Raw genomic sequence first — 10135 nt, 5'->3', positions numbered from 1 at the left:
CACTCATACCCCTCGCAAGGATCTCAACTGTGCGTGACGACATCAGCCACCTGGTCGGCATCAAGCGCAAGAAGCGCATCAACCCATGGAAATATCCCACCTCGGCCGAAGACGCTCGTCAGCTCCCTTTCTGGGCGACGCCGAGCCCGCTGCTGAAGGTGCTGAGCAGGGGGTTGCCGGACCTGTGCTATGACAACGGCATCTGCGATATCAAGAAGCTCGCGCAGGAGCTCGGTATCACGCGCCAGGGCGTGCATAAGTGGGTCAACCCCAACAGGCAGAATCACATTCCGGCCAAGGCGGCCGCGAAGATCGTCGATTTGAGCAAGGTGCAGAAGAGCGGGGGCGACGGCTTTGTGCCGCTGACCCATGAGGATTTCCTTCCTTTCATCTTCTGACCCTCGTTCATTTTCGAGTTTTGCTATGATCCTCAAAAAGGCCGAGCGGCTTGCCAGGGTAGGATTCGCTCTGCACTGGCTGAAACCAAGGTCCAAGGCGCCGATTGGCAACGATTGGGCTGACAAGCCCGTCGCAAGTGTGGAAAAGCTGCGTCAGACCTACAAGGCCGGATACAACGTCGGCATTCGGACGGGCAAATACTCCAAGGTCAACGGCCAGTTTCTCCATCTGATCGACATGGACGTGCGCAATCCGCACGAGGTAGACACGGCGCGCGCCAGGCTCAAGGGGCTTCTGCCTGGTATCGACCTGCACGATTTGCCCTCCGTGATCAGCGGCAGCGGCGGCGGTAGCCGGCATTTCTATTTCCTCACCGACAAGCCTTTCACCTCCAAGAAGCTCGCAACAAGCATCGACTTCTCGATGGTGTTCGATCCGAAGCTGGATCGTGAGGTCAAGAAATACGATTGGGAGATTGAGCTATTCGGCACCGGCAAGCAGGCCGTGCTCCCGCCGTCGATCCATCCGGACACTGGTCGCGAATATGTCTGGGAGCGCCCGTTCAATCTGACCGATATCGAGTTGGGCGAGGGGCCCTACATCCCGGCAGAGACGATCGAGCGCGCCGTTGAGATCGAGCGGCGCCATACCTCCGACACATCCGAGCCGCCGCTCGACCTGACCAGGCGCGAGATCCGCCGCATACTCGACAAGCTCGACGTCAACGAGTGGTGCGAAGACCGCGATGGCTGGCTCCATGTCGGCATGGCGTTGCATCACGAGACCAACGGCTCATCCGAAGGCTACAAAATCTGGAAGGAATTCTCCGAGCAATCCGAGAAGTTCGATGAGAAGGACCAGCGGGCAGTCTGGCGATCATTCGACGAGGGGCGCCGCGGTGGAATCACCATGCGCTCGCTGCGCAGCGCTGCGCGCGATGCTGAACTCGATGCCCAATTCGAGAACCTCGACGTCACCGAGCCGCTTAAGGACGACGAGCCAGAAGACGACGATATTCGCGACTACGAGGGCGAAGACGGCAACACCCCCAAGCGGCTCAAAGCCCTGCGCAAGGATCGCATCGACGCTGAGCTCGGCGAAGAGGCACCACCAAGGATCGCCGCCTTCAACAATAAGCACGCCGTGGCGCGCATCGCCGGCAAGACGGCCATCATCAATTTCGAGAGCGACGGCACGGTGTCATATGCCACGCCGACGGACCTGAACAACCTCTATGCGAACGACCGGGTGACGACGCAGACAGGCAGCAAGCCGGCGTCACAGCGCTGGATGGAGCACCCGAAGCGCCGGACCTACCTGAACGGCGTGGTGTTCCGCCCGAACGGCAACCTCAAGGGCGCCTATAACCTGTGGCGCGGCTTCGCGATCGAGCGCGACTCCGAGGCATCCTGCAAGCTTATCCGCTGGCACATGAAGCATATCCTCTGCCGCGGCGACAACGGCGCCTACGACTATCTGATCGGCTGGCTCGCACACCTGGTGCAGCATCCGGAGGACAAACCCGGCGTCGCCGTCGTGGTCCGCGGCAAGAAGGGCGTCGGCAAGGACACCGTCGGCTACTACATCAAAGGCCTTTTCCCGGTTCACTACCAGAACGTCAGCCACAAGGAGCACTTCCTGGGCAAGTTCAACGCCCACGTGAGCTCCTGCCTTTTCCTCCACGTCGAAGAGGCATTCTGGGCCGGCGATCGGCGCGACGACGGCATCCTCAAGTCGCTGATCACCGCAGAGACGATGACCATCGAGCCCAAGGGCGTGAACGCCTTCCAGGTGGACAGCTTCTTGCGTCTGTTCATGAGTTCGAACGAAAAATGGGTTGTGCCGGCCACCGAAGACGAGCGCCGCTACTTTGTGCTCGACGCCAGCACCGAGAAAAAGGGCGACCATGCCTACTTCGCGGCGCTGCGCCGGGAGATGAACAACGGCGGCCGCGAAGCTCTCCTCGACTTCCTGCTCAATGTCGATCTGAGCGACTTCAACGTCCGCGACGTCCCGGGTACCGAAGCCCTCGGCGAGCAAAAGCTTGCCGGCCTTCGCAACTTCCCACGGTGGTTCTACGGGTGCCTTCAGAGCGGCGATCTCGACCTGTCGATGCACGACGAGGACGGTGGCTCTGATTGGTCTGCTGGCCGCGTCAGGGTCGCATGCAAGGACTTCCGCGACAGCTACACCCGCTGGCTCAAGACCCGCCGCTACGATGGTGAAGAAATCGATCCTAGGGCGATGGGGAAGGCTTTCAAGGAGCTGTGCCCGGGAGTTGAGATCGATCGACCAAAGAAGGATAATAGCGACCGTCAGCGTTTCTACGACCTACCCGCGCTCAACGCTTGTCGGAAGGCATTTGAGGCGTGGATCGATGCGTCCATAGATTGGGGAGATGACGATAACTAACGTCGCTTCCTAACGCCGGTAGAAACTCTACCGGAATCACGAGATGTTTGCCGCGTTGGTGGACGCTCATCCCCGATGCGGCCTCGAATACTTCTCCGTGCCTCCATCAAAGAGGCGAAAGACGGGCCAGGTGGGATCTCAAGTCGCGCGGCATCGATCCTCAAGAGATACCGGATGAACAGGTCTCTGATCTCCGTAAATTTTTGCGCGTTCGGTTGAATTGTAAGCTTCTTAATCTCATCGCGAACGTGTTGATCCGCGAAGCCTGTCACGAGAGCCGTCTGTTCGAGGTAGACTGACGATCCCAGCACAAGTTCGAGATGAGCCATGCCGCTCTCCTTGATCGCAACACGTCCAGAAAGTTCAACATCCTCCGCATTCGGATCGAGCGTCTCGATTAGACCCCGCTTAAAGACCCTCCGAAGGGTTCGAAGAGTGATGTCTTCAGGCACGCCGCACTGATCGAAGTATGAGCACAGGTCGTCCACGAGCCAGTGTCTGTCTTCTGATTCCCCTGCCTTTGATGCATTTAGCTTCTGGCGCAAGACCCAAAGGCAGTAGTAAGGAAGTAGCGGTGAACCGGGCTTGGTCTGTTCGGTCACAAAAACGTTGGTGACGAAGTCGTTCTCTACCTCACTTAGTCGGTCGTATTCACCTTTTATTAGAGCGCGATGCGTCCGCAATCGATCCGCCGTGATGCTTGGTCCGCCGAAAGTTGACCTGATGATGTCGTCCACTTTCAGCTCTGGCGAGACAAAGATCCTCTCCGCGAGCTTGAGCATTCGGCGAATGTCGAAGTTACCTAATCGACCGATGAGACCCGTGACGTAGTCGTTATCGACGAAGACCTTCTCCACCGTATCGGCCATCACTCGTATGTCGTTAATCTGAACCCGGAAGCCTCGCTTAGAGAAATACGCTTCCGTGGCCGGTTTTTCCCCCTGTAGTTTCTTCTTAATGAACGTGACTCGCCTGGAGATGATTTGCTTCGCGTCGGGGACGGGAAGATAAAAGCTTCGCGACGTATAGCTCTGCAACGCGCCTGCCTTTGAAAGTCGCCACACCGAGCGGTCCGTAATCGGCACGATATTGAAGATTGGGGCGGCGCTCTCTAATGAATGCGCCAACTGGTAGACCCGGTCTTGGATCTCCAATGGGAACTGGTCAGTATTGTCGAATATGAGGCAGGGCAGTAAACCGTGGCCCTTGGCGGCACGTGCCAGCAGCAACCGGACATACTCATCCGGATGAGTCTCGCGCCGGCTTTCAATATGCCGTCCGAATTCGATCTTGAAAGCCTTCTTGTCAGATTCGTACAGGTGCTTGAGAGGCCCTTTCGACATCCTTTGGTATTCATTAAAGAAGATCCCCTGGAGCTCTTCATACGAGGGAGCCGCTCCGGAGGTGATACCATCTTCCAGCGCGTTGCGTAGCTGAAGTATACACCAATCAATTGCATTCGCCGGAGAGCCAGTGCTTTCAGCTAGATCGACGCGCGCGAGAAGGCATTTCTTCCGTAGCGGCACAGGAAGTATGTCTCCGAAGAATCGATCAATGAAAGTGGACTTTCCCGATCCTTTGTTGCCGATGAGAAGGACTGTCTCGGCGCGCTGGGTGGCCATCGTGCGTTCGATCTGATCTTGGAGAGCTCCCCCGCGATCCGTTGCAATAGCTGCGATATTATTGAGGACATTCTGGATGATCTTTTCTAGCTCAAGGTCAGCCTTGTGGCTTTCTGCGGTCTCAACGAAACAGTCCCGCAGCATTTCCTTGTCCTGATCATTCGAAAGTCGAGAAAAGAATTGTGCAAACAACTCAGCCGCGTCGCTGGCCATAGGATCGCGAGGGCGCATCTTCGCTTCATTGGGAGGATATACCGTGTACTGCTGTTCGGCCTCCGAGACTGTGTAGCCCTCGGCATCGTTTAAATGCGCGAGGTGGCGCTTGTCCAATACGGCTCGCGGCGAAATGAGTTCGGAAAACGGGACGAAGTACTCGACGACTGCCTTCCAAGACGGGAAAAGGATTCCTTTACCTTTCAATGGCGGACGGCCATCCGTTCGGGATGCTCTGAAGAACAACCACGTGAAGCCGTCTGTAAGGACCGCTGTAGGAACGCCCTGCTCGTTGGCGTACGCCAGAGCCTGTCGAATGCCGTCTCTCATCGGCTTGGCGACAGGTCCGTCAAGCGCAATGGTCATCTTGTCGTTGGATTTCGTTTCTGGAGCGAGAAGGCCGGCCTTCTTTGCCTCAATCACAAACAGGTTTCGCCCCGAGCCAGCCTGTATCAGATAATCTATAAATCCGCTTTCCGTCGCTGGTTCGGTGAATATAGCGTCGCGCTGCCAGCCCATCACCTCGATTAGGATTCGATCAAGTGCCTTGAAGCGGGTATCGGCTTCGTTCGGGCGTGACTCCAAGGCAATCAATATCTCGGGTTCTATCTTGTGAAGCCGCTCGAACGCGTCGTCGGATACGTTGTTCACCACTTAAGCTCCGCCTTTTGAATCACTTCACACTTTCAACTATCAGAACGGCAGGCGATTTTGTCGACACTGAAGATCACAAAGATATCGACATTTAAATGCTCTCGAAACCCAGTCTACGCGTTGTTTTTTACCGTTTACGGAGTCCAATGAGGTCCAATGAGGTCCAAACGCCGAATCCCGTGTCGACTTTTCGTAAGTGATTGATTTAAAAAGTAAATTGTGAAGAGTCCAATGAGTCCGGATTTGGCGGCCGAAATTCATCAAAGAGAATTGAAATACGGATGTACGAAATAGCGATGAGAGCTGTTTTTGCATTTCTATTCCATCGTCGGCTTCGCCGCCGTTTTTCTACTAACCTGCAATCTCTATTTCTCTTTGGACTCTTTGGACTCTTTGGACTCCAATAAATAAGTATAAGAAAATAAAGGGAAATTTCGGTCCAATGAGGAGTCCAATCAAGGGCTCAGGTCCAATGAGCTCAAGACCAAAACGGATTTTCATCTGAAAACTCTGCCGCATCGCGCTCGGCGCCCGCCGCGAACGACGATTTTGTCGAAGAGGGACCCGTAGCGAACGCTCGCTCACCGTAGTACATCGACGTAGTAGATCGGCTGTACAGATGAGCCTCCTCGACCTACTACATTTATAATGTCGTGCTACTACATATATCGCCATACGATATATCTGTATTATCAATAGCAACATATTGTTGACACTACCAGCGTGTGATAATACGGATGCACCTACTACAGAGGACAAACCACAATGGGCAGACGTAAAATAGAACTCGCACGACATGACGTTGCGGAAAGTAAACAGGCGGCGATAGAAGCCGGCAAGCGCGCCTATGTAGGTGAGGCCTGTAGCCTAGGCCATACCACGCGCTGGACTAGCAACGGCATGTGCGTGGAGTGCGTCAGGCAACGCAATGCGATCAAGGCAGAGGCCCGCCAGGTAGAGCGAAACCAACAGGCCAATGACGCCTTGGCCAGGCAAGAGTGGAAGGCTAGGGCGGACGGGCTCGAGCACGGCCGCGCCTATCTCAGGCTGGCAGACGACGGCGCCTACATCCGAAGCGCTCACGTGGAAACACTCTATCTGCAGCATGAGCCGTGCAAGGCGTGCGGTAGTCGCGTGCGGTACACGCGCAGTGAGGCATGCGGGCAATGCGGTGAGGCTGACGAAATCGCAAGGCGCCGCGCTATCAAGCGTGCACAAATGCGGCGCTACAGGCAGGCGCGCGCACCCAAGCCCGTGGCAGGCTTCAGGCCTAGGGCAGACCTGTTAGACCTTTAATCGAGCAAACTTTTTATCGTATAACGCAACAAAAAGTTGACAACAAAAATGCGCCAACGTAGAGTGTTTGCAGACAAGAGGAGTCACCGCATGTCCCGCCGTTCCACCCTCCGCCAGCGCCGCGCTCGCAAAGCCGCAATCCGGCATGCGGTTGAAGTCACTGCGACCTGGACGGCATGGGCAATTGGCACGCTGGCGGGCCTCGGCGTTGTGACCGCAGTTACCCTTTCCATGATGAGCCTTTGAGGAGTCTTTGCCATGCCACTTTACCGCCTTGACGATGCTGCAATTAAGCAAGTCCGCCACGTTGCTGCATTGGAATTGATGTGCGCACGTGGGCAGGTTCGAGACAATAGGCGCAATCGCTCCAAAGCATCGCGCAGTAATCCGGCAATCATTAGCAGGGCGATTGCCAACGTAACCCGCAATATCCCTTTGGCCTACGCGCTTTCGAGTGCTGAAGGCCTGATGATGGAACACGTAAAGCAAAGCCTTTTGCTTATCCAAGCCGCCTAACCCTTATCTCCACTGTCAACATTTTGGAGCCAAACAAATGTCCCTCATCTCATCGAAGCGTATCGGCGGAATCCGGTTTGTCCGTATTGGCAGGTGGAACGTGTCTATCAGCCGTTCCAAGCTCGAGTCCCGGCTTAACTGGTATCGGTTTGGCGCGGCGAGTGTCGCGCTTGCCTCTGCCGTGACCATGGGCGGGCTATTCGGCGCTGCTTTGAGCGAGGTAGCAGCAATGGAGGCAGGAACGTCCTACAGCCTCATTGTCAGCCGCGCGGGCCATGACTACCGCGACGACTTCAACCTTACCCTGGACGATTGCAGGCAGGCGGTTGACGTCGCCATGGGCGGCGACCTGCCCATGAACGACGGCGCGCGTTGCGAGGCGGAGTAGGGGACATGACCGATCCGCGCCGCACGATAGTCACATACAGCGGCAATTCCCATAGCCCGCGCGCACGCAAATGGTATCGCGTCGCTGAGGCATGCGAGTTTGACGGCACGCTGTACATGCATCGGGACTATGTGCAAACCGCCGTCGAGCACATGCCAGGAGTCAATGGCGCGTCGCCACACAACAGGCTTGAGGTAGCGAAGCAGGCTAAGGCTTATGCGGCAGCGAGCGGCTTTCCGTTCGTCGGGATTTACGTTGGCGTGCACGGCTACCCGATGAGGAAGGCCTAGCCATGAATGCCTATCTCAAGGCCTACAACACGCACCGGGCGGCCGCTGAATCGGCCTATGACGCTTTCGTGCATCATTGCGAGGATAAGGCGCCAATCCGCGTACCTGGCATGGATACCGTCATCCGTCTCGCATGGCGCATCGAGTGCGGCCGAACGGTCGAGGAAGCGGCAGCGCGGGAATATATCTACCGCTGGAATCTGGCGTTGCGGAGTCCGGTTTTCGGAGTGCCGCATACAATCGGCATGTAGCGATCTTCCTGCTTAGAATGTCAACTTGTTGTTGCGTTCTGTTGTCGACTCCCTTATGTTGACAATCAGACGGGAACGCAAGGCGTGCCGAACGCCTACCCCCATAAGCGACCTGTCCGGAAAGTCGGCACGATAGCCCGACGCTCTAGCCTCTAGGGGTTTGTCATGTCTCGCACATGCACAATCACCCTTAGCTGGAAATGGAAAAGGGTAACGGTCCGCATAACCGTTACCCTCAAATTCCTAGCCTAGCCTAAGGGGGCGGTGGGGTTTCAGGCCTCACCGCTTCCCTAGAGGTTAAATCAATCCACCACGTCATTCAAGAGGCCTCCGCCACGGCGTAGAGGCCGGGAGTCTAGCCAAATGTCCGAGTCCAGCGAAATTGCCGCGAACATGCTTGAAAAGTATGGCACCCCTTTGTTGCGTGATATCGAGGAAGCGCGCACATGGGTTAAAACGCATTGGAGCGACTGGAAAGAATACATCAGCCATCAAATGCTCGATAACACTGCTGAATCCGTCGTTTCGCAAAGCATACTATTGCGTGTCAAAGAGCGCATGCCGGGATATTACACAGAGCGAGACGGCGGCGATTGGTATGTACTGACGCCTCACCACGACAGATTGGCGCAAGAGTTCTATAGCCGTAATGACGCGCGCCGCTTTATTTTGTGGTTGTCGGGTGACGACTTGCCGACAGGCTGGACATTCACACCGCACGGCGACGGGCATTTGTCTTTCGACTTGGATTGCAAGCAGGGGTACCCGGCTTGCGTTTGGATCCGTGCCGTTCGTCGCAACTTCCCCTCAAAGCTTTAGGAATGAACGCTATGCTTCGTCGCGCACCGTACTACGTCTTGGCAGGTTTCAAGACGGATAAGCCTTCCCCTGACGTTTGGATACTCGATTGCTTTGATGCCAGAAAGGAAGCCGCTCGCGCCATCAATTGGCAAGAACGCGGCACGGCAGACAGGGCCGATTTCAGAATTTGCACGTTCGATGAGACGCGCCGCATGTTCATTCCGGACTCTGGCGGCGCCGTCGACTTTCCCTTGAGGCGAGGAATCTACACTCGCGAGGCGTACGGCGCCTTTATGCGAGCTCACGGAATCGACCCGAAAGATATGCGCGACGCATAATCCTTTCGTCAACATTTTGGGGTCAAAACAGTGAACACTCTTGAAGCTATGGCCGCGCCGTCACCTCAACCTGGAAAATCGGCAGAATGGCATTTCTTCCGCGCCTATGTCGGGACCGCGCTTTGGTCGAGTACGGATGACGACGGTAACCCCCTGGACGATGGCCGCGACGACTCCGACATTGCGCCAGCTACGCTTGACGAAATGCGGGCTGATTGCGCCGCGTTCTATGACGCCAATTCAGAGCATATCCACTGCGATAGCGCGCCGTTGTCCAGTGACATGGAAGGCTCGACTGCCGCGCGCGAGGCGGCAATGGCTGGCCATGATTTTTGGCTCACCCGTTGCGGCCATGGTGCGGGCTTCTGGGACGGCGATTGGCCGGAACCGGCCGCAACCACTCTCGACAATGCGAGCAAGGCTTTCGGCAACGTCGACCTGTACTTGGGCGATGACGGGCAGATTTGGAGCTAAGGCAATGGCGCATTTCATCCTCAACGCCAGCGACGACAGAGGCGGATTCGGCAAGCGCAAATGCGATGCCACGGAAGCGGCTCTAGTCGGCCGTCTCGATAGCACCGGTAGGCTTTGGAAGCCTGACTATCATTCCGTCATGCTCGCGCTGCCTCACCGCTGGCGCAAGGCGTTTGAGCGAAGCGGCGGCAACTTTTGGTTTGACAAGTACTGCCCCGAAAAGTGCGTGCCGTACCTTTCGTTGAGCGACAGGCGCGGCCGATACCTCACGACAATCTATGCATTCTTTGCGGAGTGAACGCCAATGCTTATCGAAAAGAACATATATGGCGCTTGGGTTATTTCCGACATGGTTGACGGCGCGCTTTTCACGCGCCGTTACTATGGAGTGACAAAGCGCGAGGCGATTGCCGAATTCAAGCGCGAGCTAAAGCAGCGGCAACCCTGGAAGTGACGGCATGCGAGCGGCGCCCAATGCGGC

At 56.4% G+C, this 10135-nt stretch carries 13 protein-coding genes; 12 read left to right on the top strand and 1 reads right to left on the bottom strand.

Annotation, left to right across the window (positions count from 1 at the left end; all coding sequences use genetic code 11):
* Positions 1 to 29 precede the first annotated feature (29 nt).
* Positions 30 to 398 (top strand): YdaS family helix-turn-helix protein, encoded by a 369-nt coding sequence (locus AC6H34_RS29185; protein ID WP_497541170.1) that lies wholly within the window; start codon positions 30 to 32, stop codon positions 396 to 398.
* Complete coding sequence (locus tag AC6H34_RS29180) at positions 370 to 2811, top strand: PriCT-2 domain-containing protein (protein WP_497541169.1); 2442 nt, start codon at positions 370 to 372, stop codon at positions 2809 to 2811. The genes AC6H34_RS29185 and AC6H34_RS29180 overlap by 29 nt, the downstream gene beginning before the upstream one ends.
* Here the strand turns inward: AC6H34_RS29180 and AC6H34_RS29175 are convergent.
* Positions 2808 to 5297, bottom strand: a complete 2490-nt coding sequence (locus tag AC6H34_RS29175) for an ATP-binding protein (protein WP_497541168.1) — start codon at positions 5295 to 5297, stop codon at positions 2808 to 2810. The genes AC6H34_RS29180 and AC6H34_RS29175 overlap by 4 nt on opposite strands.
* A 1389-nt stretch (positions 5298 to 6686) precedes the next feature.
* On the opposite strand from AC6H34_RS29175, the gene AC6H34_RS29170 reads away from it, so the two are divergent.
* From AC6H34_RS29170 to AC6H34_RS29125, 10 genes are all read left to right on the top strand, one after another.
* Positions 6687 to 6842, top strand: coding sequence for a hypothetical protein (locus AC6H34_RS29170; protein WP_497541167.1), 156 nt, complete (start codon positions 6687 to 6689; stop codon positions 6840 to 6842).
* A 12-nt stretch (positions 6843 to 6854) separates the two neighbouring features.
* Positions 6855 to 7112, top strand: a complete 258-nt coding sequence (locus tag AC6H34_RS29165) for a hypothetical protein (protein ID WP_497541166.1) — start codon at positions 6855 to 6857, stop codon at positions 7110 to 7112.
* A gap of 100 nt (positions 7113 to 7212) precedes the next feature.
* Positions 7213 to 7500 carry a hypothetical protein gene (locus AC6H34_RS29160; protein ID WP_497541165.1) on the top strand — a complete coding sequence of 96 codons (288 nt, stop codon included), beginning with the start codon at positions 7213 to 7215 and terminating at the stop codon, positions 7498 to 7500.
* A gap of 5 nt (positions 7501 to 7505) precedes the next feature.
* A complete protein-coding gene (locus AC6H34_RS29155) occupies positions 7506 to 7790 on the top strand; it encodes a hypothetical protein (RefSeq protein WP_497541164.1) in 285 nt (94 codons plus the stop codon).
* 2 nt (positions 7791 to 7792) lie between these two features.
* Positions 7793 to 8041 carry a hypothetical protein gene (locus AC6H34_RS29150; RefSeq protein WP_497541163.1) on the top strand — a complete coding sequence of 83 codons (249 nt, stop codon included), beginning with the start codon at positions 7793 to 7795 and terminating at the stop codon, positions 8039 to 8041.
* 363 nt (positions 8042 to 8404) lie between these two features.
* Positions 8405 to 8860, top strand: a complete 456-nt coding sequence (locus AC6H34_RS29145; protein WP_497541162.1) for a hypothetical protein — start codon at positions 8405 to 8407, stop codon at positions 8858 to 8860.
* A gap of 11 nt (positions 8861 to 8871) precedes the next feature.
* Complete coding sequence (locus tag AC6H34_RS29140) at positions 8872 to 9180, top strand: hypothetical protein (protein ID WP_497541161.1); 309 nt, start codon at positions 8872 to 8874, stop codon at positions 9178 to 9180.
* Positions 9181 to 9210: 30 nt separating this feature from the next.
* Complete coding sequence (locus tag AC6H34_RS29135) at positions 9211 to 9654, top strand: hypothetical protein (protein ID WP_497541160.1); 444 nt, start codon at positions 9211 to 9213, stop codon at positions 9652 to 9654.
* Positions 9655 to 9658: 4 nt separating this feature from the next.
* Positions 9659 to 9952 carry a hypothetical protein gene (locus AC6H34_RS29130; RefSeq protein WP_497541159.1) on the top strand — a complete coding sequence of 98 codons (294 nt, stop codon included), beginning with the start codon at positions 9659 to 9661 and terminating at the stop codon, positions 9950 to 9952.
* Between the two features lie 6 nt (positions 9953 to 9958).
* Positions 9959 to 10108 (top strand): hypothetical protein, encoded by a 150-nt coding sequence (locus tag AC6H34_RS29125; RefSeq protein ID WP_497540876.1) that lies wholly within the window; start codon positions 9959 to 9961, stop codon positions 10106 to 10108.
* Positions 10109 to 10135 lie beyond the last annotated feature (27 nt).

The organism is Labrys sp. ALF-8, from assembly GCF_059699065.1.
The sequence above is the reverse complement of the archived record's forward strand: the minus strand, read 5'-3'. Positions and strand labels throughout refer to the sequence as shown.